The 25,110-nt window shown below is 32.7% G+C and carries 26 protein-coding genes; 17 read left to right on the top strand and 9 right to left on the bottom strand.

Translation table 11 applies throughout. The features are described from left to right. Positions 1-48: 48 nt before the first annotated feature. The 6 genes from ychF to Q0822_RS09245 form a co-directional block, all read right to left on the bottom strand. Positions 49-1,143, bottom strand: a complete 1,095-nt coding sequence (gene ychF, locus Q0822_RS09270) for a redox-regulated ATPase YchF (RefSeq protein ID WP_299122827.1) — start codon at positions 1,141-1,143, stop codon at positions 49-51. Positions 1,144-1,374: 231 nt separating this feature from the next. Continuing rightward, positions 1,375-2,142, bottom strand: a complete 768-nt coding sequence (locus Q0822_RS09265) for a hypothetical protein (RefSeq protein WP_299122825.1) — start codon at positions 2,140-2,142, stop codon at positions 1,375-1,377. A 141-nt stretch (positions 2,143-2,283) separates the two neighbouring features. Then, a complete protein-coding gene (locus tag Q0822_RS09260; RefSeq protein ID WP_299122823.1) occupies positions 2,284-3,015 on the bottom strand; it encodes an NAD(P)-binding oxidoreductase in 732 nt (243 codons plus the stop codon). 72 nt (positions 3,016-3,087) lie between these two features. Further along, a complete protein-coding gene (locus tag Q0822_RS09255; RefSeq protein WP_299122821.1) occupies positions 3,088-3,267 on the bottom strand; it encodes a hypothetical protein in 180 nt (59 codons plus the stop codon). A 101-nt stretch (positions 3,268-3,368) separates the two neighbouring features. Then, on the bottom strand, positions 3,369-4,652 hold the full coding sequence (locus Q0822_RS09250; protein ID WP_299122820.1) for a DUF6090 family protein: 1,284 nt from the start codon (positions 4,650-4,652) through the stop codon (positions 3,369-3,371). A 197-nt stretch (positions 4,653-4,849) separates the two neighbouring features. Continuing rightward, entirely contained in the window at positions 4,850-5,224 is a 375-nt protein-coding gene (locus Q0822_RS09245) for a hypothetical protein (protein ID WP_299122819.1), read from the bottom strand. Positions 5,225-5,617: 393 nt separating this feature from the next. Here Q0822_RS09245 and Q0822_RS09240 point away from each other — a divergent pair, with 393 nt between their 5' ends. The 3 genes from Q0822_RS09240 to Q0822_RS09230 all read left to right on the top strand — a co-directional run bounded on the left by Q0822_RS09240 (position 5,618) and on the right by Q0822_RS09230 (position 9,290). Continuing rightward, complete coding sequence (locus Q0822_RS09240) at positions 5,618-6,799, top strand: hypothetical protein (RefSeq protein WP_299122817.1); 1,182 nt, start codon at positions 5,618-5,620, stop codon at positions 6,797-6,799. Positions 6,800-6,913: 114 nt separating this feature from the next. Next, complete coding sequence (locus Q0822_RS09235) at positions 6,914-7,963, top strand: peptidoglycan bridge formation glycyltransferase FemA/FemB family protein (protein ID WP_299122815.1); 1,050 nt, start codon at positions 6,914-6,916, stop codon at positions 7,961-7,963. 196 nt (positions 7,964-8,159) lie between these two features. Continuing rightward, positions 8,160-9,290: a carboxypeptidase-like regulatory domain-containing protein gene (locus Q0822_RS09230; RefSeq protein ID WP_299122813.1), complete on the top strand. Its 1,131-nt coding sequence runs from the start codon at positions 8,160-8,162 to the stop codon at positions 9,288-9,290. A 52-nt stretch (positions 9,291-9,342) separates the two neighbouring features. Here the strand turns inward: Q0822_RS09230 and Q0822_RS09225 are convergent, their stop codons facing one another. Together Q0822_RS09225 and Q0822_RS09220 are read right to left on the bottom strand one after the other, a co-directional pair. Beyond that, complete coding sequence (locus Q0822_RS09225; protein ID WP_299122811.1) at positions 9,343-10,098, bottom strand: hypothetical protein; 756 nt, start codon at positions 10,096-10,098, stop codon at positions 9,343-9,345. 69 nt (positions 10,099-10,167) lie between these two features. Then, a complete protein-coding gene (locus tag Q0822_RS09220) occupies positions 10,168-10,521 on the bottom strand; it encodes a 4Fe-4S dicluster domain-containing protein (RefSeq protein ID WP_299122810.1) in 354 nt (117 codons plus the stop codon). Between the two features lie 77 nt (positions 10,522-10,598). Between Q0822_RS09220 and Q0822_RS09215 the strand changes: the two genes are divergently transcribed. The 11 genes from Q0822_RS09215 to Q0822_RS09165 all read left to right on the top strand — a co-directional run bounded on the left by Q0822_RS09215 (position 10,599) and on the right by Q0822_RS09165 (position 20,266). Then, the gene (locus Q0822_RS09215) at positions 10,599-11,657 is read left to right on the top strand and encodes an acyl-CoA reductase (protein WP_299122808.1); all 1,059 of its coding nucleotides are present in this window, start codon (positions 10,599-10,601) and stop codon (positions 11,655-11,657) included. A 78-nt stretch (positions 11,658-11,735) separates the two neighbouring features. After that, positions 11,736-12,797, top strand: a complete 1,062-nt coding sequence (gene serC, locus Q0822_RS09210) for a 3-phosphoserine/phosphohydroxythreonine transaminase (protein WP_299122806.1) — start codon at positions 11,736-11,738, stop codon at positions 12,795-12,797. Positions 12,798-12,887: 90 nt separating this feature from the next. Next, positions 12,888-13,838, top strand: a complete 951-nt coding sequence (locus tag Q0822_RS09205; protein ID WP_299122804.1) for a D-2-hydroxyacid dehydrogenase — start codon at positions 12,888-12,890, stop codon at positions 13,836-13,838. A gap of 108 nt (positions 13,839-13,946) precedes the next feature. After that, positions 13,947-14,582: a DUF937 domain-containing protein gene (locus tag Q0822_RS09200; protein ID WP_299122801.1), complete on the top strand. Its 636-nt coding sequence runs from the start codon at positions 13,947-13,949 to the stop codon at positions 14,580-14,582. A 212-nt stretch (positions 14,583-14,794) separates the two neighbouring features. After that, positions 14,795-15,232 carry a DUF6146 family protein gene (locus tag Q0822_RS09195; RefSeq protein ID WP_299122798.1) on the top strand — a complete coding sequence of 146 codons (438 nt, stop codon included), beginning with the start codon at positions 14,795-14,797 and terminating at the stop codon, positions 15,230-15,232. Positions 15,233-15,283: 51 nt separating this feature from the next. Continuing rightward, positions 15,284-15,778, top strand: a complete 495-nt coding sequence (locus Q0822_RS09190; RefSeq protein ID WP_299122795.1) for a DUF6787 family protein — start codon at positions 15,284-15,286, stop codon at positions 15,776-15,778. After that, a complete protein-coding gene (locus Q0822_RS09185) occupies positions 15,775-16,116 on the top strand; it encodes a hypothetical protein (RefSeq protein ID WP_299122793.1) in 342 nt (113 codons plus the stop codon). The genes Q0822_RS09190 and Q0822_RS09185 overlap by 4 nt, the downstream gene beginning before the upstream one ends. Before the next feature lie 37 nt (positions 16,117-16,153). Next, entirely contained in the window at positions 16,154-18,553 is a 2,400-nt protein-coding gene (locus Q0822_RS09180; protein WP_299122791.1) for a TonB-dependent receptor, read from the top strand. 28 nt (positions 18,554-18,581) lie between these two features. Next, entirely contained in the window at positions 18,582-19,151 is a 570-nt protein-coding gene (locus tag Q0822_RS09175; RefSeq protein ID WP_299122789.1) for a type 1 periplasmic binding fold superfamily protein, read from the top strand. Between the two features lie 128 nt (positions 19,152-19,279). Continuing rightward, on the top strand, positions 19,280-19,453 hold the full coding sequence (locus Q0822_RS09170) for a hypothetical protein (RefSeq protein ID WP_299122787.1): 174 nt from the start codon (positions 19,280-19,282) through the stop codon (positions 19,451-19,453). A gap of 51 nt (positions 19,454-19,504) precedes the next feature. After that, a complete protein-coding gene (locus tag Q0822_RS09165; protein ID WP_299122785.1) occupies positions 19,505-20,266 on the top strand; it encodes a CDP-alcohol phosphatidyltransferase family protein in 762 nt (253 codons plus the stop codon). A 6-nt stretch (positions 20,267-20,272) separates the two neighbouring features. Here the strand turns inward: Q0822_RS09165 and Q0822_RS09160 are convergent, their stop codons facing one another. After that, on the bottom strand, positions 20,273-20,545 hold the full coding sequence (locus Q0822_RS09160) for a hypothetical protein (RefSeq protein ID WP_299122783.1): 273 nt from the start codon (positions 20,543-20,545) through the stop codon (positions 20,273-20,275). 209 nt (positions 20,546-20,754) lie between these two features. On the opposite strand from Q0822_RS09160, the gene Q0822_RS09155 reads away from it, so the two are divergent. Genes Q0822_RS09155 through Q0822_RS09145 form a run of 3 tightly spaced genes read left to right on the top strand, consistent with a single transcriptional unit; the run spans position 20,755 to position 24,999 of the window. Next, positions 20,755-23,199 carry a DUF5916 domain-containing protein gene (locus tag Q0822_RS09155; RefSeq protein ID WP_299122782.1) on the top strand — a complete coding sequence of 815 codons (2,445 nt, stop codon included), beginning with the start codon at positions 20,755-20,757 and terminating at the stop codon, positions 23,197-23,199. 39 nt (positions 23,200-23,238) lie between these two features. Beyond that, complete coding sequence (locus Q0822_RS09150) at positions 23,239-23,910, top strand: ABC transporter ATP-binding protein (RefSeq protein ID WP_299122780.1); 672 nt, start codon at positions 23,239-23,241, stop codon at positions 23,908-23,910. A gap of 51 nt (positions 23,911-23,961) precedes the next feature. Further along, positions 23,962-24,999 carry a hypothetical protein gene (locus Q0822_RS09145; protein ID WP_299122778.1) on the top strand — a complete coding sequence of 346 codons (1,038 nt, stop codon included), beginning with the start codon at positions 23,962-23,964 and terminating at the stop codon, positions 24,997-24,999. Positions 25,000-25,110 lie beyond the last annotated feature (111 nt).

The following is a 25,110-nucleotide window of genomic DNA, read 5'->3' as shown; positions in this document are numbered from 1 at the left end:
AAAATGTCACTTTACATATATAAAATCAACACTACACTATTTAAATCACTAAACATTAAATAAGAAATGCATCACATCGCCATCCTTTACTACATAGTTCTTTCCTTCTACACGCATTTTACCAGCTTCCTTTACTTTAGCTTCACTTCCGTATTGTACATAATCATCGTAAGCAATAACTTCTGCTCTAATAAAACCTTTTTCAAAATCGGTATGAATAACTCCTGCTGCTTGTGGCGCAGTGGAACCAATAGTCACTGTCCAAGCTCTTACTTCTTTTACACCAGCTGTAAAATAGGTTTGCTGATTTAATAGTTTGTAAGCAGAACGAATTAATTTTGCCGAACCTGGTTCGTCTAATCCAATATCTTGTAAGAACATTTGACGTTCTTCATAGTCGTCTAATTCGTTAATATCTGCCTCTGTTCCAACAGCCAAAACTAAAACTTCTGCGTTTTCGTCTTTTACCGCATCTCTTACCTTTTCTACATAAGAATTGCCAGTTGTTGCAGCACCTTCATCGACGTTGCATACATACATTACCGGTTTTTCTGTAATAAACTGAGAAGGCTTTACATAATCATCGTAATCTTCTTCAGAGAACTCTAAAGCTCTAACTGAAGTCCCAGCTTCTAAAGCTGCTTTAATTTTTAATAAAACGGCCTCTTCTTTCTGCGCTTCTTTATTACCCGTTTTCGCAGCACGTTTTACTTTGTCTAACTTTTTTTCTGCAGTTTCTAAGTCTTTTAACTGCAATTCCATATCAATGGTTTCTTTATCTCTAATAGGATTAATAGAACCATCAACATGCACAATATTATCATTATCAAAACAACGCAATACATGCAGAATGGCATCGGTTTCTCTAATATTCGCTAAAAATTGATTTCCTAAACCTTCACCTTTACTAGCACCTTTTACCAAACCAGCAATATCAACGATTTCTACAGTTGCAGGAACCACTTTTTCTGGATTCACTAATTCTTCTAGTTTAGATAATCTTGGATCTGGTACATTTACCACGCCAATGTTAGGTTCTATGGTACAAAACGGAAAGTTAGCACTCTGCGCTTTGGCATTAGATAAACAGTTAAATAAGGTTGATTTTCCTACGTTTGGTAATCCTACAATTCCGGCTTTCATGTAATACTAATTTTTGCGAGTGCAAATGTAGTTAATTAGTAGAATAGTTGAATTAAAAGTTTCTGAAATAAATTGATTTGGGATTAAGGGTTGCGCTTAACGTGTTTGTGTATGGTTAGTTGCGTGGTTAAGCAACTAAGTTAACAAACAAATCACAGATAGAAAATTCCAGCGGAATTTTCGTAAGTCGGCAGTGAACTAGCAATTAATTATACACGGTGTTGGGAACGGTTATTTATATTTAATTTTCCTAATGATAAATTTATCAGGCTTATTCTCTTTAAATGACGTTTTCTTTATCCAATTATCATATTTATCAAACTCATACTTATAGTTAACATTCGAAGTTAGAGAGTCTTCAGAATCATAAACTTTTTGTCGTTTAACAAGTTCATTTTCGTATTCGTATTTCCGTTTTGAATTTAGTAATGGGTTCTTATAATTTATTGTTTCAATTTCAGAAACTAATTCAGCATCATTGAATTTACTTAATGAAATCATATTTACTAAAGTATCATTGGTATTAAAATCGATATATTCTTGAGTGGTTTCTGTTTCGAGTTTGATTCCTTCGTTACTGTATGTGTAATTCTCGATTTGTTTGAATCGGACATTTTCTTGCACCTCATCAACTACTTGGGTTTTGATTAATAAGGAATCTTTATAAAAATAATCAATTTCGAATGATGAGTTATCAAAATCCATTTTGACTATTTCTTTTTGAACTTTCCCAAAATCGTCATACACAAAGTTCGTTTCCATTGTTTGATTGTTAAATGGTGTTGTTTGAACTCTTTTTAATATTTGATTATTGTTATAGAATTTTGAAGTAATTGATAGAGTATCTTGTTTGATTTCAGCATTGGAATTCTCTTTTATTTTAATTATATACTCTGTGATTTGAATTGCTTCCTTTGTTAGTCCATTTGCAAATTTTTCTTGTTGTTCTTGACAACAGATTAATAAGAATGATGTAAATAAGATAAGTAGTCTGTTCATTTGGTTTTAATTGTGCCCAACACTCAGATATGGTCAGTTCGTATTGACTATATCGTTTGTTAAGCGAAGTTAGTTTTTTATAATAGAGAAATCAATACGTAGAACTACATAATTTTAGATACAACCCAGAACCATAACCTTTTAATTTAAAGATGACTTATTATATATTACTGGCATTTGCCCTTTCCATGTATCCCATAAATCGTCATCACTAATTAGACTTGCCATAAAATGGCCAACATTTATACGACTGGTTTTGCCAGCGTTAAAAATGGCACTTCTAATTGGAGATGGATGGATTTCGTATTCTGTGACTTCTTCTTCATCAATTAAACCATCTGGTCGCACAGCAGCCCAAGTGATATATTGGTTGTCTTGCCCAATTTGGGTTCTCAGGTAATCTGCTGCTTTCTCATTATCGACATGAGGGGGCAAAAGTAGTTTTAGAAGTCCAATAACGCATTTTTGAGCAAAAGAAATAGGTTCGTTCAAATCTCGATTACGATTTCCTGTCGTATTCATTAAAACGTATTTAATTGGGCTTTCTGGTTTATTAGCCTGTATAGCATTGCAAAGTCTTTGAGCAGCATCTGTTACCAATTTTCTGGGTTGTCCATAGATGCCTTTAAAATTCATATTATGCCCTAGACATGATGCCACTGCATGACAATCGAGAGTTAGTTTCATCATATCGTCATCGTTCAAATCTAATAGACTTGCAGAAATAATGCTCAGGTACGCATTGCTCTTCCAAGATTTTGGCAATTTATCAGGGGATCTTACGACAGCTTTAACACTATGTCCTTTAATTAGAAGTTGTTCAACTAACTTTCTTCCTGTTGCTCCGCTTGCACCTACTACTAAAACTGTCATGTAATTTATTTTGATTTTCTTTAAAAAAAAAGTTGATGCTTAAATGACGAATAATCCGCTTTTATGTTACTACTAATCGGTTTCGTCTTTTTTATGACTATCCTCTTTTGCTTGCTTAGTTTTAGCATAACCTGCACCAAAAACAAGACCGAGACTCAACCATAACGCAATATTGTCTGTTGTAAGACCAATAGCAGCACCTATAATCATCCCTATCCCAATACTTTTAGTATAATTGCTTTCTTTCTTCATTTTTACTTTAAATTAATATGCATACTCCTTATTAGTAGCACTTTATGAAGATTAGTTACATCACAAAAAAATGCCAAGCCAATAATCTAAAAAAAATCACCCTAATCCTTCTTAAACTGTACTGACTTTACATTTATCTTCATACCTTCTGAGCCTACAAAAACAAAAGCCAGAGGTACCATAATACGGTTCATATCTGCTGTGGTGAATTGACTGGTTTCTATTTCAAATGTTTCCCATTCTTTAGTGAGCTCAATTTTAAGTTTAGTTTCAGAGCCATCTGGCGGATCGTTGATGTCTTTCATTGTTATTTCAAAGGTTTCTCCACCTTTTTCACCTCTCATCTCTATAAATACTTTTGAATATCCAGAAAAGTCCATTTCATTGACTCTACCTCTTAAAGCAACAACCTGAAAATAGGATGATGCCCATAAGTATTGATCTGCAGGATATTTTATAGATAAATAACCTTTCTCTTTTGAAAAATAGTTGTAGAATAAATCTGATGCAGCATACCTTACATCAAATCCTGTTGTTGCTTCACCATTAATTAAAAGACTTAAAACATCAGCATCACCAAAAGAGTATAAAACTCCGCTTAACTCTAACTTTGTCTGTTCATCAAAAGAGGTTTTTGAGTCGCGAATCATCTCTACTAGTTTATTTCCCAACAAGATTTGATCTTCGTACAGTCTGATAAAAAAGTGTTCATTGCCAGCAAGCTCTAAAATGTTTAACGAAAGATCATCCCTCAAAATTTCTAAAAATTTTGGTCCAACTATGGTAAAATCTCCTGCGTCCCAAGGTTTCAAAAATAGGTCCTGTCCGTTATTTCTAAAGGAAGCCATCCATTCCTTTTTAAGATCTTCATAATCTTTATTATATTGTTCTTCTCGCACTCTAATTTTATCAGCATTAATGAAGTATGTACTGAGCAATAAAGAAAGATCTGTACCTTGTATTTTTCCAAAATAAGTGGAATTCTTCAAAGATTCAAACCCACTCAAATTAGAGTTAAATTGAATAGTTTTTGAAATATCAGTAAACGTATAATTTACATATGTAGCCTCTACAATACTCATCGATTGTTTTTCTAACGGAATGTAGCGCGTATAAAGTGTATCTATTTTTGTTTTAATCGCTGATCTTGCGGATGATAAGAGATGAAGCTCTCTAAGATCAGACTGCACTCCATTGGCTATACTTTGTAAGGCATCATTTAGTTCTAGATTTTGATTTTTTGATTCATTCCAATTGTTAATCTGGAGTGCTATTAAAATCCCAATAACTACTAAAACAATCTCACCAATAGCATATTTGAAGTATTTTGATATCTTATTTTGCTGAATAAGGTTTTGTCTAATCTTTCTAAAAAACGTGATCATATGGTTTGGTAAATTAAATGAATTGGTAAAATAAAAGCAGCATATTTCAGACAACTCTTTTTCAGTGACTTATATCACAACAAGCAAGTTAGTTTTTTGTAAAAGAATATCAATGAGTAAACCAGTGTAATTTTAAAACAAAAATCCCAAGCCAAAGACTCAGGATTTGATAATAGGTAACTCTAATCTAAAGCAATTTATAACATATCATAAAGCACAAAATGCCAATCACTTTTAACTGGTACCGAAACCAGACCAGGCAAGGTATCATAGGGTACATCACCCCAAATAATGACCTCAAACCCTTTTTTAGTTTGATATCTTGATGAGATGGATGTCATTGTAAAGAAATCCTCTTCTCCAAAATAACTTTCTGCCGTCAACTGAATGATATAATTTTTATCACATACTAATCTATCAGGTAACTTCACAGAATATCCTATATCCTGTCCTTCGCGAATACTACCAGGATTTATACCTAGTCGAACTTTAATGCCTGGTGTCGCTTTTATTATAGAACCATCAGCAGCAATTTTACCCATAGCAATCATTTTAGGAATTCTTTGACTCATAATTAAAATATTTAATTGATTTCTAATACCTTAAAATTAAAACAAATATATAGGCCATACTATACGTAGAACTACGTATTTTTTTTTATAATCAGGAGGTTACACTACGAAAAGTCTCACGTAAAACTAGCAATTGGTGCAAAAAGCGGGTTTAGGTTTTGAATTTAAGATACCTCGAAAATTGAGGCAATAAAACTCACATTATCAATTTTTTTTGCATTTGAACAATTATTTAGTCTCCACCACAATCTTCTTGTTACCTTTATTTTGAAATTATAAAAGCATAATGTTTTATTTAGTACTAATTCCCCTTAAATTTGTAACTAATAAGCTTTTCCCTATTTCGTTCCCTTGATTAATTAGAATAGTATAACATTAATAACAGTTCATTAAATGAATACTACATTATCGTATAAAGAAATTAAAACGTCACCCGTCGATTTGGTTGAAGAGATTTGTGAAATTGCTTTGGCTCATAGAGATGAAACTGAAAAGTTACGTCGATTGGCGCCTGCCGTAGTGGAAGCTCTCCAAAAATCTCAATTATTCAGACTTGGATTACCAAAATTTCTTGGTGGTTGGGAAGACAATCCTGTTGAAGTACTAAAGGTTTATGAGTTACTGAGTAGTGCAGAGGCTTCTGTTGCTTGGAGTGTTTGGAACAATCATCTCGCCTGTACTTTTGGTCGCTTTTTAGATGAGGAAAGCATGAAAGAGATTTATAAAAACCCATCTCACGTCTATGCTAACTCAGCGCGCCCTGAAGGTTTTGCAGAGATTGTACCTGGCGGATACAACATAAATGGGCGTTGGAGTTTAGTATCTGGCTGCGAATTATCAGATTGGTTTGCATTACGATGCTTAGTTACTGGAGAAGATTTACCAAAAACACTTGGACCAGGCGCTAAACTGAAATTATTTTTTATTCCTAAATCTGAGATTAATATAATCGATACATGGAGTGTAGGAGGATTAAGAGGCACAGGAAGCCATGACGTAGAAATAAAAGACGTGTTTGTAAATGAAAAATACGCCATAGATTTCGACAGTCCTGTTGCAATTGATAATGCTTACAGTCGTTTACCAATCGGATGTTTAAATTCTGCTGGTAACGCTGCAATAGCATTAGGCTTACTAAAATGTGCTATAGATGATTTAGTAAAAATGTGTTTAGAGCGTGTGACTCCTGGGAAAAATCCAGATTTACGAGATCGGCTAACAATACAAGCTGCAGTTGCTAAAGGCAAAAATTTATTGAATTCATCTCGTGCACAATTACACAATTCTGTTGATGCAATATGGAAAACGTCATTAGAAAAAGACACCTATACAGATGAACAATTGGCAGATGTATGGGCCGCTTCTTGTCAAGCTGCTGCAAATGCAAGATCTATGGTGTCTGAAATTTATGCAGTTGCTGGTACCGCATCCTTGTATACCAGTTCTCGAATTGAAAGAGCACACAGGGATATACATGCAGTTTTACAACATGGGATAGTTCAACCACATTGGATGAATCAGGCAGGAATGGCTTATCTCGGTTTAAAACCAACAGGTGCAATGTTCAGAACATAAAAAAATAGAAAACCTAAGAATTATATCTAGACTTATAAATAGTAATAACCCTAACTTAGTTGAAAAAGCAAACCCTTATGCTTTTACACTAATTTACAATTACAAAATATTTCAATGATTGAAGTTATTAAAGATAAAAAAGGATGGCGTGAGCAAATAGCCATGGTTAAGTATTCAGACTTTTACCACAGCTATGATTATCACCACCTTTCTAGAAATGATGATGAATTACCAATACTAATAAAATATACCGATGGTCTTACATCATTTTTGTTACCACTGATGCTAAGGGATATTGAGAATACTGATTATAAAGATGTCACATCAGTATATGGCTATGCAGGTATTTTAATTTTAAATATAGAGGAGGGTTTTAAAAAGGAAAACTTTCAGCAGGAATTGAATACTTTTTTCTACAATAATAATGTTGTGGCTGTATTCTCAAGGCTTCATCCGTTTTTAGATGATCAAGAAACACTTCATGAAGGCTTAGGAAATATTACAACACTTGGTAAAGTAGTTTATAAAGATTTATCTGACCCTCTTGATAAGCAAAGAGCAGAATACAATAGACGATTAAAAACATACTTAAATAAATCGCGCAAACTTTGTACAGTCATAGATGGAACTGCTGAAGACCATCTTGAGGCTTTCATAGAATTGTATATTGATAATATGAAACGTGTTAATGCAGATTCAAGTTATTTTTTCAGTAATGACTATTTCTACAAACTTATGTCGAGTAACGATATAAATACTGAGCTGTTAGTTTGTATACACAATGAGACACAAAAGATTATAGCTGGTGCATTTTTTATTAAAACAGGGAATATTGTTCAGTATCATTTGTCTGGTTTAAGTGAAGATTATTTTGAGCTAAACCCAATAAAACTAATTATTGACGAAATGCGCATTAGGTCTACTCACGAAGGCTACAAATATTTTAATCTTGGAGGAGGAAAAGACAGCAAAGAAGATTCGCTTTTTAAATTTAAAAGTGGATTTTCAAAAAACTTTAGAGACTTCAAAATCTGGAAATATGTGGTTAATGAAAGTGTTTATAGAGAATTAACAAAAAAACATCTAGGCAAGGATTCGGTTACAGATTTATACAATAAAGAATTTTTCCCAGCTTATCGCAAGAAATTGCCAGTAGGCAATTAGTGTTTTAATATTGAATATAGTGCAGATAATATGCCAATGTATACATAATGGTTATTCTTATGGCTCCTAAGTACAAAAAATATCTAAGTCCTTAATAAGTAGGAAAAAATAGATTTAACCTGTTCTATATAAAAAGACGCAACCTTTTTGCAATTTTTACATCTATTATATAACTAATCCATTCAATTAAACCGCTATGAAAAAATCAATCGCTTTACTTCTAGTACTCCTCTTAACCTTTTCTTGCTCCAAAGACAAACCTGATAATCTCGAAGAAGATTTTAGTATCTCAGGTAAATTTGTAACACCGAATGGCATTGATGCTGTATCTAAAGCCAGTGTTAAACTTTTTAAAGAAAACACTATCATCAAAGAAACTATCACCGATAGTGAAGGTAATTTTACATTAACCAATTTATCATCTGGAGATTATGAACTTAAAATTTCTAAAGGTTTATTTTCATCGTCCCAAAATGTAGCACTAGATGGTATAAATGATATTTTTGACATAATACTAGATACGATTGAAATTACAGACTTACCAAATATAGCTGTAGTCACAGGCTCTTGGGACCATATTGAAGATGTACTCTACAATATTGGCTTAGTAAACCCGGTCACACAAGAACCACTTTTTGATATTATTGATGGTAATGGTCCATTTGGCAGATCTAATGAATCCTCTCATAATGGTCATCACAAATCTAATTTTAGCAAAACCTTTAATCCACAATTAGAACCTAATGTAGATTTTGACTTTGGAGATTTAATAGAATCACCAGCACTGCTTAGTAACTATGACATAATATTTTTAAACTGTGGCTTAAATGAGACTAAAACAGACTTCAGCAATAATATTACTCAATATATAGCAGATGGAGGTCTTATCTATTCAACAGATTGGGCTTACGTCTATTTAAATGACATTACAGATAATGGTAATCAATACTTAAGCTTCAGTAATCCATACAGAAGTGGTGATTCATTAAGCACTGAAGCCGAAATTTTAAATCCTGATTTAATGGATTGGCTAGCCTTAAACTTTAACGTGACTATAGAAAACAACTCGGTAATTATAGATGAGTTTTTAAGTGGTTGGCAAGCGGTTAATACTTTTGATGAAAACACTGTAATACCTTGGTTAAACGGACCTGTTGTGTATGATGATATTTCTGAAGATAAATATTTAGCCTACACATTTTTACATGGTGATGGTGGTGTATTATACTCATCATTTCATACAGAAAATCAAACTTCTGATGCAACAAATGTAGAACGCTTAATGCAATACTTAGTTTTTGAGCTTTCTGATATAAAGCAAGAATAAAGACTACAAAGCATAAAAAAGCCTGAGTTATAATGCCCAGGCTTTTCTCTTACTAGTACTTTATAATAATTGTTTTGCAGATTACATCGTGATTTTTATACATAATTTTTGAAACAGGAAAACCATCTAAATCAAACTTTGTTACAGTCTCATAATAATCAATACCGTTTTCAAAATAATCCTTTTCATTGGTTTGATCTAAGTTAGATCCAACCCAAGAGTAAGTCTTTACACGCTTCTCTTTCCTATTTGATAATTCTTTTAGATTTATTATTTCAGTGGTCTTTTTGGTTATTTTATCACTTTTGTTGTAATTGTATGCAACTTTTTCATCGTATGTAGGATCTAGATTATTTCTAGAAGTTTTAAAAGCAATTTTTGTTTGATTTAAATAGTATACACTGCGCTTTTCATCATTATGTAAGCTTTTTTCTAATTCAATAATTCTACCACCTTCTCTTTTATAGGTTCTATTGTATTCTGCCAAAAAATCTGAGAATGTAGACCTATAAATCAAAAATCCCAAAGAATCGTATCTATGAATATAACTACAACACATGAAACTTTTCGTTTTTTGAATCACAGTATTTCTTTTATCCAAAATATACTGATTACAGATTTCACCTTCTTTAGCACTACCAAACTGACCATAAGTAACAGTCTCAAAAACAGAATCTATTTGCATTCGTGTCATTAAAAAAGGAATACTGTCTATAGAATCTATTTTTAATGGTTCTAAGGATAATTTCCCTTTCTGTTGGCAAGAAAGAATAAAGACAAAACCAATAGTTGTAAGGAGATACTTCATAATTCAATATTAATAAAAAATCCCAAGTCAAAGACTTAGGATTAATAATACTTAAATTAAGCTTATATTCTAATCATCAGGATGCATAAAACGCTGCTTACCAAGTAACTCTTCCTCAGTTTCGACAACATTTTCATCTGGCACACAACAATCTACAGGACAAACCGCAGCGCACTGTGGCTCTTCATGAAAGCCCATACATTCTGTACATTTGTCTGGCGCAATGTAATATACTTCGTCATCAATAGGCTCTTGCGTTTCGTCTGCATCTACTTCTTTACCATTCGGTAACACAACTTTACCAGTTAGACTGGTGCCGTCAGAATACCTCCAATCATCAGCTCCTTCGTAAATAGCAGTATTTGGACATTCTGGCTCACATGCTCCACAATTAATACATTCGTCTGTGATTATAATTGCCATAGTAATTTTTCTTTTATTTATTGCGTAATTTTGCAGTTGCAAAAATAGAGCCAAAACATCTTATAACCAAACCCAAAATGGATTTACAACAAAGAATTAACGCTTTTGTAAAATTAGGTGAATTTTTAAGTCAATTTAAACAAAATAGTATCACTAAAAATGATAGTGTTAAAGCGAACGATTTGTTTTTTGATGGTTTTAAACATCAAATGAAATTAGCTAAAGAACACAATGGCTGGTTTACAGAGAAGAACATTCTATTTAGTCTTGAGTCATGGTCTAATGCATTGAATTACAATAATATTAATAAATGGTTAGACAAGTATAACTTTAATACTAAAAATTCAAAAGTTATCGCCATTATCATGGCAGGAAATATTCCTTTGGTTGGTTTTCATGATTTTTTATCTGTACTTATTTCTGGTCATAGTGTACTGGTAAAACAATCATCTAACGATAAACACCTACTACCCTTTTTAGCTAAATATTTAGAACTTGTTGAGCCAGATTTTAAAGGTAAAATTAAATTCACCCAAGAAAAATTGGAAGGATTTGATGCTGTCATTGCCACAGGAAGTGATAATACAGCACGTTATTTTGAATATTACTTTAAGGACAAACCTTCTATAATCAGAAAAAACAGAAACTCTGTTGCTGTATTAACAGGAAATGAGACTGACGAACAACTTGAAGCCTTGTCAGAAGATATCTTTAGATATTATGGTTTAGGCTGTAGAAATGTGTCTAAACTTTTTGTGCCAAAAGATTATAATTTTGATGCATTCTTTAATGCAGTTTATAAATGGCATCCTATAATTAATGAAGCTAAATACGCAAACAATTACGACTATAACAAAGCAGTGTATTTAATGAGCGAATTTGATATGCTAGAGAACGGTTTTCTAATGATAAAACAAGATGAAAGCTACGCCTCTCCTATTGCTACACTTTTTTATGATTACTACACCACCACTGAGGACTTACGTAAAAAACTGAACTCTGAAGCTGATAAAATACAATGTATCGTTGCTAATGGATTTACCGATAATGAAATTGAATTTGGTGAAACCCAAAAGCCACAACTTTGGGATTATGCAGATAATGTAGATACTGTTGAATTCTTGTTAACAACATAGCCAAAAAATTATCAATTTCGCAACATAATTTTAGCAATTAATTAGCACCTTTGTAGCTGTCAAAAAACAACAAAAATCATGAAAAAACATAATTTTAGTGCAGGACCATGTGTATTGCCAAAATCGGTAATGGAACAAGCAGCAGCAGCTGTTTTAGACTTTGATGAAGGGCTTTCGCTTTTGGAGATATCACATCGCAGTAAACCATTTGTAGACGTAATGGAAAACGCAAGATCTTTAGCTCTAGAATTGTTAGGCTTAGAAGGAAAGGGTTACAAAGCTTTATTCTTGCAAGGTGGTGCAAGCTCACAGTTTTTAATGGTAGCATTAAATCTTTTAGAAAAAAGAGCAGGTTATTTAAATACTGGTACATGGAGTGATAAGGCGATTAAAGAAGCTAAGATTTATGATGATATTTATGAAGTAGGTTCTTCTAAAAATGCTGGCTTTAATTATATTCCTAAAGGTTATGACATACCAGATGATTACGATTATTTTCACTGCACATCTAACAACACTATTTTCGGAACGCAAATGAAAAGTTTTCCTAAGTCACCAATACCTATGGTATGTGATATGAGTAGTGATATATTTTCTCGTCAATTAGATTTTTCACAGTTCGATTTAATCTATGCTGGTGCTCAAAAAAACATGGGACCTGCAGGTACAACTCTGGTGGTTGTTAAAGAAGATATATTAGGCAAAGTGTCTCGTAAAATTCCTTCCATGATGGATTACAAAGTACATATCGAAAAAGGCAGTATGTTTAATACACCTCCTGTATTTGCAGTATATGTATCTATGTTAACAATGCAATGGTTAAAAGATTTGGGCGGCATCAAAGCTATTGAAGAAGAAAACGAAAAGAAAGCTAGACTCATTTATTCTGAAATAGATTTAAACCCATTATTTAAAGGGTATTCTGCAAAAGAAGATCGCTCAACTATGAATGCTACGTTTACTTTAGAAAACGAAAATCTAAAAGAAACGTTTGATGCTATGGTCAAAGAAGCTGGTATTAATGGTATAAATGGTCATAGAAGCGTTGGCGGCTACCGAGCATCAATGTACAATGCATTATCACTGGACAGCGTGAAAGCATTAGTAGAAATAATGAGTGAATTAGAAAGCAAAGCATAAAAACAGTAATCGTTGTTCCGAACGAAGTAAAGGAATCTATTCAATGAGATTACCAGGTCATACTTCCTCGAAATGACAAAACATATAACGATGAAAGTATTAGCAAATGACGGAGTTTCTCAAAGTGGTATCAACGCTTTAGAAGCTGCTGGTTACGAAGTGATAACAACAACCGTTGCACAAGAACAGTTGGAAAACTATATTAATGAGAATGAAATTTCCGTTTTATTAGTCAGAAGTGCAACAACAGTTAGAAAAAACATTATAGACAACTGCCCTAGCCTAAAAGTTATTGGCCGTGGTGGTGTCGGCATGGACAATATCGATGTTGAGTATGCACGTAGCAAAGGTCTAAAAGTAATTAATACACCCGCTGCATCATCGCATTCTGTGGCAGAATTAGTCTTTGGACACTTTTATGGTTTAGCGCGTTTTCTACATAATTCTAATCGTGATATGCCATTAGAAGGTGATGCAAACTTTAAAGGTCTGAAGAAAGCCTATGCTAAAGGAACAGAGCTAAAAGGAAAAACTCTTGGTGTACTTGGTTTTGGTCGTATTGGTCAAGCCACAGCAAAAGTAGCGCTTGGAGCAGGTATGAAAGTTGTTGCTTTCGATCCTTTTTTAGAAAAAGCTGATTTACAATTAGATTTCTTCGATGGGCAAAAAGTGAATTTTGAAATCGAAACTATTTCTAAAGAAGACGTCTTGAAACAAGCTGACTTTTTGACATTACACGTTCCTGCACAAAAGGATTATGTTATTGACGAAAAGGATTTCAATCAAATGAAAGACGGCGTTATTATAGCTAATGCTGCACGTGGTGGTGTTGTTAATGAAGTAGCACTAGTAAAAGCTATAGAAAGTGGTAAGGTGGCAAGAGCTGCTTTAGATGTTTTTGAAAAAGAACCAAAGCCAGAAATTCAATTACTAATGAATCCTGCTTTGTCACTAACACCACACACAGGAGCAGCTACAAATGAAGCCCAAGATAGAATAGGTACAGAATTAGCCGATCAGATCATTAGTATTTTAGGTTAACTAATAAAATGTGACCAAATCAATTAAAATGAGTCCTACAATTGTGGGACTTTTTTTTTGTACCTTACTAAACTTAATTTTTATTAACTTAATTATATTCAAAACAAAATGGCAGGAATTTTAGACTTATTAAACAGTGACTTAGGAAAAACTATTATTAGTGGTGTTTCTGGTTCTACAGGAACAGATCAAAATAAAACGAGTAGCGTATTAACAATGGCGTTACCTGTACTTATGAAAGCTATGGAGCGTAATGCTTCTACTCCAGAAGGTGCTCAGGGTCTTATGGGAGCACTAAGCGGAAAGCATGACGGAAGTATCTTAGAAAACCTTGGTGGTTTATTTGGAGGAGGAGTCGATGATAACGTAAAAACTGATGGTTCAAAAATTCTAGGTCATGTTTTAGGAAGTAGACAACAAGGAGTACAACAAGTAATCGGTCAAAAATCTGGTCTAGATGCTGGTTCTGTTGGTAATATCCTTAAAGTGGCTGCGCCAATTTTAATGGGTGTTTTAGGAAAACAAGCGCGCCAAAACAATGTTAGCTCTCAAAGTGATCTTGGTGGTCTTTTAGGCGGCTTACTTGGTGGAAATGAAACTAAAAACGAACAAAGCTTTTTAGAAAAAATATTAGATGCTGATGGTGATGGTAGTGTTATTGATGATGTTGCAGGTATGGTACTTGGTGGAGGAAAAAAGAAAGGTGGTCTTGGTGGTCTTTTAGGAGGCTTATTCGGAAAATAAGATCCATTATTCTATTATATAAAAGCGGTTCAATAGAACTGCTTTTTTTATTTAAAAATCTGAAAACTTATAAAACATACAGCTTTACTCATTCAAATGAGAGGATAACGCAATTACGATTTTATAATCATAAATATTGATGTTAGTTTGTAGTGTTAAATCAAAGTAAAAAACTTAAAACACTAATAAATTTTTAATATCTTTAATATACTATGAACAAGATTATTCCTTTTATCATCATTATAGCGCTTATCGCCAGCTGTAAATCGTATAACAACAATCAAACCATTGATAATGGTAACGATAGTGGTCTAGTAGAAAATGACACTGTATCTATAAGTAGCGAAGATAGCGACTATGAAATTATTATTATTGAACCAGGATTTAATGCATGGTTAGTATCTACTGCTCGCCCTAGAGGCTTTCACTCACAGCAATGGTTAGAATCCAGAAATGCGCTTATGGTACAAACTTGGAACCAGAGAAACCTTCAACCTATGACTTTTGATCCAAGTCTTTATGAACTTCGCATAGACTATGATACATATACAGATTATGGTTATGATATTAATTATAAACTATATAACTATTTTCTATATTTTCAATTAAAATACAATCAGAGATTATCGCCTTTTGTTCCCAGGATATAACCTGTGAAAAATACATAAAATTCACTAAATTTGCAGCACTTTTAAAGTGCTATGGAAAAATTTAAAAAACATTGGGAAATTCAACATAATTGGCAGTTGTTATTTCCCTTTTTTGGTGTTTTAGCTTTAGGTTATTCAGCTTTTAAAATTTCAAATGCCTTTTTAAAACCTTACGGACTGATATTGACCATAATAGCTTCAGTTGTTCTTTTTTTCTTATTACTAAAATTAACGTTATTTATTTTTAAGAAATTAGAAAAAAAGTGGATTCTCGATTACAAGTGGGAAATGATTCGTGTATTTATAGTATTTGCCATTACTGGCTCTTCTTCATTATATATTGGTCGACCAATAATAGAGTTAATTGGAATTACTAAAGAAAACTTAAATCCACTACTCTATTGGGTTTTATTTATTATCATTGGTCTTGTCTTTTATCAGATTCTTTTAGTTACTTTTGGATGGCTTTTTGGGCAGTTCAAATTTTTCTGGGAGTTTGAAAAGAAAATGCTCAAACGATTTGGATTTAAACGTTTTTTAGATTGAATTTTAAAACAGTAATATCATCAGTATTTAGAGTCTTAGCAATTGTGCTAGTACTGGCTGTATTATTACCTTCTGCTTTAAAACTAGAGCATGCCTTTAATCATCATACGCATGAAGTCTGTGAATCAGATAACGAATCAAAAACCCATTTTCATGAGTCTGACTTAGATTGTGATTTTTATAAATTCAAACTCAGTGAAAATCAATTTTTCGTATTATCAAAATATGAAATTAAAGTAGAGTTTCCGTTTTTTAATGAAACGACAAACTATTATATTTCTTTTAATAATTATCAGCAATTATCAAGGTTTCTTAGAGGTCCACCTCAGTTAGTGTAGTATTTTTTCAAATTATTTACACTAACAAAAACATGTGATGAAACAAATCATTGTTGGTATAGCTATAGCACTATCATGCTTTGGCTACAGCCAAGATTGTACATATACTTTTTTAGGAGAACTTTCAGATTTTCATGATGGTACACCAATAGCATCGGCTACTATTTTTATTAAAGAGCTCGATAAATACATTGTGTCTGATATTGATGGTAAATTCAAAATTGAAGATTTATGCAGTGGCACACTAACTCTAAAAATATCACATATTGGATGTGAAACAAAAACAGTAAGTTTTATTATAGAAGGAGACACTTATAAAACTATTCAACTAGAACATCATATTGAAGAGCTTAATGAAATATCTGTTTCGGGTAATACGAGTAAAAAAGAAACTAAGACGGCTCAAGAAACAGTACTTAAAGCTAGTGTACTCAAAAAGTATAGCGCTTTAAATATTGGTGATGCTTTAAAAGAAGTTGCTGGTGTATCTTCCATTAATACAGGTAACTCAATTGTAAAACCTATGATTAATGGAATGCATAGTAGCAGATTACTTATTTTGAATAATAATGTAAGACTACAAGATCAAGAATGGGGAATTGAGCATGCACCAAACATAGACATTAATTCAGCAGCACAGATTTCAGTTATTAAAGGCTCTGGCGCTTTAGCTTATGGTGGAGATGCTATTGGTGGAGTTATTGTTGTTAATCCTAGCAGAATTATTTTAAGAGACACACTTTTTGGCAAAACAACTTTGGGAGGTCAGACCAATGGCAGAGGAATTAGTATAAGTTCTTCTTTAAATAAAAATTACGCTAATGGTTGGTTTATAAATGCACAAGGCTCTTTGAGAAAGAATGGCGATTTTGAAGCGCCAGACTATGTACTGAGCAATACAGGGGCCAATTCTAAAGGCTTCTCTGTAAGATCTGGCAAGAAAACTTTTGAGTCTGGTTTCGAGATATTTTACAGTTATTTAAATAATGAAATTGGTATTCTTAGAGCATCTCATATAGGCAATATACTTGATTTGGTCAATGCTATTAATAGACAAGAACCACTGATTATTGAAGATTTTACTTATGATATTGGTTTTCCTAAGCAAGACGTAACACACCACTTAGTTAAAGCGATGTATTATAAGCGATTCAAAAATTTTGGAAAAGTTAATTTACAATATGATTATCAAAATAATCAGCGTTTTGAGTTTGATGTTCGTGTAGGTGATGATAAAGATAAACCAGCTTTAGACCTCAATTTAGAAACTCACACCTTGTCTACTGATGTCATTTTAGATTCAAACTCTGATTACAAATTGAATTTTGGACTGATGGGTAGATATCAAAATAATTTCGCAAATCCAGATACTGGTGTAAGACGTTTAATTCCTGATTATGATAAGTACGACTTCGGAGTTTATACAACAGCAGAATATGCTGTAAATACATTAATAACTTTAGATTTTGGACTTAGATATGATTTTAATCGCATTGATGCTCAAAAGTTTTATCGTACAAGCCGTTGGGAAGAACGAGGATATGATGTGGATTTCGCAGATATAGTCATCCAAGATTTAGGAACACAATTATTGGTAAATCCTGTTTTTGATTATCATAATTTTTCAGCCTCAGCTGGTATTAAATACCTTCTAAATGATTATAGTTATCTAATTGGTAATTACAGTTTATCTAGCAGACCACCTAATCCTTCAGAATTATTTAGTGACGGTCTACACCACTCTGCTGCTCGTATTGAGCTTGGAGATTTAAGATTAAATCAAGAAATTTCCAATAGAATATCTGCGAGTTATAATTACAGTAACAAGGACTTAAATATAACTATTGAAGGGTTTTACAATCGGATAAATGACTTTATATACTTAGAACCTTTCGGAATAGAACAAACAATTAGAGGTGCTTTCCCTGTATGGAACTATTTACAATCAGATGCTGAATTCTATGGTATTGATCTTAGTGCAAGCTATGATATCACTGAAACAATCAATATTTTAAATAAATCGTCTTACACTGTTGGAAATGATCTAGAAAATAATAGACCTTTAATAAATATTCCTGCTTTTAACACAAGAAATAGCTTGAGTTATACAAATGATAGTTGGAATAATTTTTCTGCTTCATTGACAAGTGAGTGGACATTTGAGCAAACTCAGTTTCCAGATAATAATTTTGAAACCTTTATTGCAGAAACAAATGAAAATGTGTTGGTAGACATTAGTACTCCACCCAATGCATTTCATTTATTACATTTTTATTCTGAAGTAACTTTTAAGACATCAAAATTTACAAATTTAAACCTTGCTCTAAGTGTTAACAATTTATTAGACACTAATTATAGAGCTTATCTAAATCGCCTTCGTTATTTTGCTGATGACCTAGGAAGAAATATTATGTTACAATTACAATTTAATTTTTAAAAAGAAAAAACATTTTAAACACATTAACATGAAAACTATTAAATATTTATTTATCGCCATTTTAAGTTCAACATTTTTTATGGCATGTTCAGATGATGATACACCAGTACTCGTAAATGAAGAAGAAGTCATAACAACAGTGCAGCTAACTTTAATTCCTGTAGGGTCTGGGGACACTGTTATTTTTGAAAGCAAAGATTTAGATGCAGATGGACCAAATGCGCCAGTAATTACAACAATGGGCAGTATAAATGCATCGAGTGATTATATCGGAACTGTTAAGTTCTTAAATGAGTTAGAAGATCCTGCAGAAGATATTACAGAAGAAGTTGCTGATGAAGCAGACGAGCACCAAGTGTTTTATAGCTTTAGCGGAAATTCTAATAGCTCAGTAGGCTACTCAGATGCTGATGAAGACGGTAACCCAATAGGCCTAAGTATTAATTTTAATTCTGGTACAGCCGCAACTGGTAATACAGTAACAATAACATTAAGACACGAGCCTACTAAAGATGCTTCTGGTGTAAGTGATGGAGATATTACTAACGCTGGCGGAGAAACTGATGTTGAGGCTACATTTACTTATGATGTAAACTAGAATTTCAGAATAGTTCAAAAAAAGCACTCAAAAGAGTGCTTTTTTTATGAACTATTTTCTGCTTTATAGAAAATAAAGTCACTAAATATTAGTGTATCTTTGCAACTTCAAAATGAGTATAATATTTAATGACTGAAATTGATTTTGCATTAAATCAAAACGATGTAACTGACATTATAGAACTTGTTGGTACGGTTGTTTGGAATAAGGCAAATGAATTTAAATCTTTTGAAAATTTATCTGAATCAGAAAAAACATTTGTGTTTATAGATATTTTTGAAAGTGAAATTAAACAACACTGATTTTGAATATTAAGGTATATTCCTCAAGACCTATTACAATGACAAAGTTAAATGTCAAAATTACCAAAAGCACACAAATTCGTTGATCTTTCTGATTATGGAAGACCAGCAGCAAGAGTTATTTCTTTAGCATTAAAAGACACAAAATTCACACCTATACATGTTACTATAGGATTTATTGTATCCGGACTATTTGCAGTATTCTGTATTATTTATGGATACTATTGGTATGCTGCTTTCTTTCTTATTTTTAAATCTATTTTAGACGCTGCTGATGGCGAATTAGCAAGGATAAAGAAAACCCCTTCCTATACTGGTCGCTATCTCGATTCAGTAGCGGATATTATTCTAAATGCCATAATTTTATTAGCCTTATGGCACATAACAGATACCAATATCTATCATACAATTTTAGCATTTCTAGGAATCCAATTACAAGGTACGTTATACAATTACTATTACGTGATATTGAGAAATCAATTTAATGGCGATACCACAAGTCGAATATTCGAAGACACCACACCCACTGCACTAGCAGGAGAAAAGCAAAAAAATGTCAACATTTTATTTGGTCTCTATAAACTATTATACGGTCTATTTGATAAGATCATTTACGCCCTCGATAAAAATGCACCTAAAGGCAAGGTACTACCTAAATGGTTAATGACTTCCATCTCAACTTTTGGTTTAGGCTTTCAACTCTTAATCATTGCTATTATGCTGGTAACAGGTTTAAAAGAATTTATTATTCCTTTTTTTATAGGCTATTCATTAATGATCATTGTTTTCATTACGATCAGAAAACTACTTTAAAAGAATTTAATTATTCTTAGATTTAGATTTAAAGACATATGTATATAACCACATTAGTGTAAACGTTGGTATAACATCAAAGCCAGGCAATGCCTCCTCAACAAAGGTTATTACTCCAGCTATCTTGCCTTCTCTTCCCTTATACAATTTTGTCATTAACCAAGCGGAAACTGGTGCCCAGATAATATCCGAGAACTCCCCTATTCCAGGAATAATAAAAGAGACGAATCCTAAAGCATCAAATAATAGACCTAATAAAAGTATTTGATATTTTTTCATTTATATTTTTAATTACTAATCTACTCATAGAAAGCAAGAAGTATTCCAAAAACGAATACTATCAGTTTACATGGCTTTAAACGTAGGTTTTTTAACGTTTAATTAAGAGCGTTTCATAGTATGAGAATGTAGATTTGCAATATTAAAATGTAACAATCACATGGTGATTACATCTTTAATTTTATAAAACCATCATCAGTCAATCAATTATGCGCTTTCGTTTTCTTTGCTTATGCTTTTCCTTTTTATGTTTTTATAACATAGTACTATCTCAAGAAGATAAAAAAACCTTAAAAATTGAACGAACAGAAACACCTCCAAAAATTGATGGTGTGCTTAATGATGCCGTTTGGGAAAATGCTGATATAGCTACAGGTTTTATTCAGTTTAGACCAGAAATAGGGAACACACCTCCTCCAGAAGAACGCACAGAAGTTAAAATGGCCTATGATGATGAGGCCATATATGTCGCAGCATATCTTTATGATGACCCTTCTAAAATAATGAAGCAATTAACCAGCCGTGATAATTTTGGACAAAATGATTTTTTTGCTTTGGTTTTAAATCCAAATAATGATGCGCAAAATGATACTCAATTCTTTGTATTTAGTTCTGGTCAACAAGCGGATGCCATTGCAAATCCAAGCATTGGTGAGGATTTTAGCTGGAATGCCGTTTGGAAAAGTGCAGTAAAAATAGTGGATGATGGATGGATTGTAGAAATGAAGATTCCATACAGAACGCTCCGATTTGCAGACCAAGAAGAACCAACTTGGGGTTTACAATTTCATAGACAGTTCAGACGTACACGATCTCAGTTTACTTGGAATAAATTCGACCCAACTATCGGTAATATTGGATTATATCATGGACAATTAGTAGGTTTAAAAAATATAAAACCACCAGTAAGACTTAATCTCTATCCTTTTTCTACTGGAATTATAAACAGCTTCGATGGTGATACAGAAACCGATTTAACCTTTGGAATGGACGTTAAATATGGGCTTACAGATAATTTTACATTAGATGCTACCTTAGTTCCAGATTTTAGTCAAGCCGGTTTTGACAATGTGGTTTTAAACCTTGGTCCTTTTGAACAAACCTTCTCTGAACAACGTCAATTTTTTACAGAAGGAGTTGATTTGTTTTCTAAGGGGGATTTATTCTTTTCAAGACGTGTTGGTAATGGACCAAGTGGTGAATTGGTCTTATCAGATGATGAGGAGGCGAATATACCCAATGAGGTTAAAGTTTTAAATGCGATTAAAATTTCTGGTAGAACCAAAAAGGGACTGGGAGTTGGTATTTTTAATGCTATTACTGAGAAAACAAAAGCTACAGTAACAAATACAGTTACTGGTGAAAAACGTAATGAAGTTGTTGAACCATTTACTAATTATAACATATTAGTAGTAGATCAACAATTTAATGGTAACTCATCTTTGAGTTTAATTAATACAAACGTAATACGAGAAGGTGAGTTTAGAGATGCCAATGCAACAGCACTAGTTGCAGACCTTCAGAATAAACGCAACACCTACAGAATAGTCGCTGAAGCAAAAATGAGTACTATTAATCCTCAATTTGGTGATAATGAAACCGGATTTAATAGCAATATTTTTGTTGGAAAAACACATGGAAATTGGCGTTACAGCGCTGATCATAGCTATGCTGATACCAAGTTCGATATTAATGATCTCGGTCTTAATTTTAGGAATAACTTCAACAATTTTGGTGCAGATGTATCTTATCAAATTTTTGAACCAAAGGGAAATCTTAACAATTATCGCATCAACGCTTGGGTAAATTATCGAAATCTAGCTAACCCAGGAACATTTACAGGTTTTAATTTTGGTGCTCGCTACAATGCGCAGACCAAGAATTTAAATGGTTATGGGTTTAGATTGTTTATTGAACCAGGAAAGCAATATGATTATTTTGAATCTAGAGATGGAAGGCCTTTTATTTTCGAAAATATTGTAAGTACAGGTGGCTTCTACTCTTCTAATTATAATAAGAAATTTGCTTTTGATACCAATATCAACTTTTTCAAAATTTTTGAGGAAGGTAGAGATCTTTTTGGCTATAACTTTAGTATAAGACCAAGAGTTAGAGCTAACGATAAGCTATTAATGATATATGAAATTCAGCTTAGAATGGCTAATGGTCAAAGAGGTTATGCCTCATTTGTAGATGATCAACCAATTTTTGGAGAGCGAAACAGACAGACACTTACTAATAGTATATCTGCAAATTACACCTTTAATCCATTTAATACTTTGGCACTTACGTTCAGGCATTATTGGGATACCGTAAATTATGATGATGAATTATTTACATTGTTAGATAACGGTCGCTTAACCACTGATTCTGGCTATACAGTTAATAATATTGGTGATAGTCCAAACATAAACTTTAGTACTTGGAATATTGACTTAAGTTACTCTTGGCAATTTGCACCAGGTAGTTTCCTAACGGCTTTGTATAGAAATCAATTATTTAATTTCGACGACATGTCTGAAGACAGTTATTCTGAAAGTCTAAATACCTTATTTGACCAACCGATGCAAAATACCTTCTCTTTGCGCGTTCAATATTTTATAGACTTTAATGGCATTAAATCGGTGTTTAAAGGAAACAAATCTGCATCTTAGTTTTGTGAATTAATTCATTAAGTATTACTTTCACACCGTATGAGTAAAACTGTTATTTCTGCAAAACAAATTAAGAAGGCTTACAAAGACCTTCAGGTCTTAAAAGGTGTAGATTTAAATATTTTAGAAAGTGAAATCATTTCTATTGTTGGCGCTTCTGGCGCAGGCAAAACTACTCTACTTCAAATCTTAGGAACTTTAGATAAACCAGATTACACAGAAGCTACCGAATTGGTTATCAATGGTCAATCTATAAAATCGTTGAATGATAAAGCTTTAGCGAAATTTAGAAATATGAATATTGGTTTTATATTTCAGTTTCACCAATTACTACCAGAATTTAGTGCATTAGAGAATGTTTGTATTCCTGCATTTATAAATAATACTCCAAAAGCTGAAGCCGAAAAACGTGCTCAAGAATTATTGGATTATTTAGGTTTAAAAGATCGTATTGATCATAAACCCAACAGCATGTCTGGTGGAGAACAACAACGTGTCGCTGTAGCCAGAGCTCTAATAAACCAACCAAACATCATCTTTGCTGACGAGCCTTCTGGTAACTTAGATAGCGAGTCTGCTGAACAACTTCACAACCTATTTTTCAAACTAAGAGACGAGTTTAAACAAACCTTTGTTATCGTAACACATAACCAGGAATTGGCAAATATGGCAGATCGTAAACTGACCATGATAGACGGTAAAATTGTTTAGCCAATTCACGCAACCATTTCACACTTTTTACATCTTAAGTAAAACACCTTGATGCATCATTTTCTGAAACTTATTTTACTATTACTTTTATGTACCTCGTGTGCAACTTTAGTTAATGGTAAAACGACTAGAGTCACCATTACGGCACCAACTAATACCAGAGTAGAGTTTAACAATGGAACATCAACTGTTGAAGACGGTACAACAGAAATTTTTCCGAAGCGTACAAAAGATTCTTTGGTCATTAAATTAAGCAATGGTAGCATTTCTAACGATTTTAAATTTCCAAGAAAAACATCTCCCGCTATCTTTTTTAATCTATTTATACCTTATTCCTTTGGTGCGGGTTTTTTAGTAGATTTAACCAACCAAAAACGATTTACATATCAGAAACATTTATATTTTCAGATAGATAGTAGTACTAACACATTTTATATACCCAAAAAGAAAGCACTCCGCTTTAATAAAAATGACATCTTCATTTATACAACTCCTCTAAAAGCTATAGATGCTTTTTCTCAACCTATGCTAACCATTGGTGCAGAATACTTTTTTGCAGATCGCATGAGTATTAGTGGAGAATACGGAACTGTTTATACGGACAGGCTTGGTGGTGAACCAGACTTTAAGCTTGTAGAGAATAAAGGTAGAATGTTTCGTTATGAGTTGAAATATTATAATCTGGTTAATGTCTCTAGTAACCCAAGAATAAATGAATATATAGGCTTAGAAGCGCGCTTTTTACGCTATCAGTTTAATGACGATTTAAGATTTACGCGAACAAATGAAGATATAAGTTACTTTGTTAGAGAAACGTTTGCAGTTCAAAAATCTATTGATGTATTTAATCTAAAATACGGTATTAATTTCCCAATAGGTAAACGCTTATATCTCGACCTCTATTCTGGTTTTGGATTGAGATTTGTGGAAATAAAAAATCCTAATCGAAATTACAACCCAGAAACAGATGTTTTGGATGAAGATATAGATGGCTATTTCTTAAATTTTAGACGATCAAATATTCAAGGGGTTGATGACGGAACAGAATTTAATTTTACTCTAGGCTTTAAATTTGGAATTAAATTTTGAGTGTTTTCACAATTAAGAATTAGCTAATACACCAAACCTAAAACTTAAGTACTTGATGGTAAATTGTTGGCTAATAATTAAATTATTAGCCAAATAGTGATAACGTTTTAA

Source organism: uncultured Winogradskyella sp., from assembly GCF_947496485.1.
Lineage (GTDB): Bacteria > Bacteroidota > Bacteroidia > Flavobacteriales > Flavobacteriaceae > Winogradskyella.
This window is presented reverse-complemented; position numbering and strand designations above follow the sequence as displayed.

Bases quoted from the DNA above. Each gene is read 5' to 3' on its own strand.
- ychF (WP_299122827.1), bottom strand. From the start codon at position 1,143: ATGAAAGCCGGAATTGTAGGATTACCAAACGTAGGAAAATCAACCTTA.
- Q0822_RS09265 (WP_299122825.1), bottom strand. From the start codon at position 2,142: ATGAACAGACTACTTATCTTATTTACATCATTCTTATTAATCTGTTGT.
- Q0822_RS09260 (WP_299122823.1), bottom strand. From the start codon at position 3,015: ATGACAGTTTTAGTAGTAGGTGCAAGCGGAGCAACAGGAAGAAAGTTA.
- Q0822_RS09255 (WP_299122821.1), bottom strand. From the start codon at position 3,267: ATGAAGAAAGAAAGCAATTATACTAAAAGTATTGGGATAGGGATGATT.
- Q0822_RS09250 (WP_299122820.1), bottom strand. From the start codon at position 4,652: ATGATCACGTTTTTTAGAAAGATTAGACAAAACCTTATTCAGCAAAAT.
- Q0822_RS09245 (WP_299122819.1), bottom strand. From the start codon at position 5,224: ATGAGTCAAAGAATTCCTAAAATGATTGCTATGGGTAAAATTGCTGCT.
- Q0822_RS09240 (WP_299122817.1), top strand. From the start codon at position 5,618: ATGAATACTACATTATCGTATAAAGAAATTAAAACGTCACCCGTCGAT.
- Q0822_RS09235 (WP_299122815.1), top strand. From the start codon at position 6,914: ATGATTGAAGTTATTAAAGATAAAAAAGGATGGCGTGAGCAAATAGCC.
- Q0822_RS09230 (WP_299122813.1), top strand. From the start codon at position 8,160: ATGAAAAAATCAATCGCTTTACTTCTAGTACTCCTCTTAACCTTTTCT.
- Q0822_RS09225 (WP_299122811.1), bottom strand. From the start codon at position 10,098: ATGAAGTATCTCCTTACAACTATTGGTTTTGTCTTTATTCTTTCTTGC.
- Q0822_RS09220 (WP_299122810.1), bottom strand. From the start codon at position 10,521: ATGGCAATTATAATCACAGACGAATGTATTAATTGTGGAGCATGTGAG.
- Q0822_RS09215 (WP_299122808.1), top strand. From the start codon at position 10,599: ATGGATTTACAACAAAGAATTAACGCTTTTGTAAAATTAGGTGAATTT.
- serC (WP_299122806.1), top strand. From the start codon at position 11,736: ATGAAAAAACATAATTTTAGTGCAGGACCATGTGTATTGCCAAAATCG.
- Q0822_RS09205 (WP_299122804.1), top strand. From the start codon at position 12,888: ATGAAAGTATTAGCAAATGACGGAGTTTCTCAAAGTGGTATCAACGCT.
- Q0822_RS09200 (WP_299122801.1), top strand. From the start codon at position 13,947: ATGGCAGGAATTTTAGACTTATTAAACAGTGACTTAGGAAAAACTATT.
- Q0822_RS09195 (WP_299122798.1), top strand. From the start codon at position 14,795: ATGAACAAGATTATTCCTTTTATCATCATTATAGCGCTTATCGCCAGC.
- Q0822_RS09190 (WP_299122795.1), top strand. From the start codon at position 15,284: ATGGAAAAATTTAAAAAACATTGGGAAATTCAACATAATTGGCAGTTG.
- Q0822_RS09180 (WP_299122791.1), top strand. From the start codon at position 16,154: ATGAAACAAATCATTGTTGGTATAGCTATAGCACTATCATGCTTTGGC.
- Q0822_RS09175 (WP_299122789.1), top strand. From the start codon at position 18,582: ATGAAAACTATTAAATATTTATTTATCGCCATTTTAAGTTCAACATTT.
- Q0822_RS09170 (WP_299122787.1), top strand. From the start codon at position 19,280: ATGACTGAAATTGATTTTGCATTAAATCAAAACGATGTAACTGACATT.
- Q0822_RS09165 (WP_299122785.1), top strand. From the start codon at position 19,505: ATGTCAAAATTACCAAAAGCACACAAATTCGTTGATCTTTCTGATTAT.
- Q0822_RS09160 (WP_299122783.1), bottom strand. From the start codon at position 20,545: ATGAAAAAATATCAAATACTTTTATTAGGTCTATTATTTGATGCTTTA.
- Q0822_RS09155 (WP_299122782.1), top strand. From the start codon at position 20,755: ATGCGCTTTCGTTTTCTTTGCTTATGCTTTTCCTTTTTATGTTTTTAT.
- Q0822_RS09150 (WP_299122780.1), top strand. From the start codon at position 23,239: ATGAGTAAAACTGTTATTTCTGCAAAACAAATTAAGAAGGCTTACAAA.
- Q0822_RS09145 (WP_299122778.1), top strand. From the start codon at position 23,962: ATGCATCATTTTCTGAAACTTATTTTACTATTACTTTTATGTACCTCG.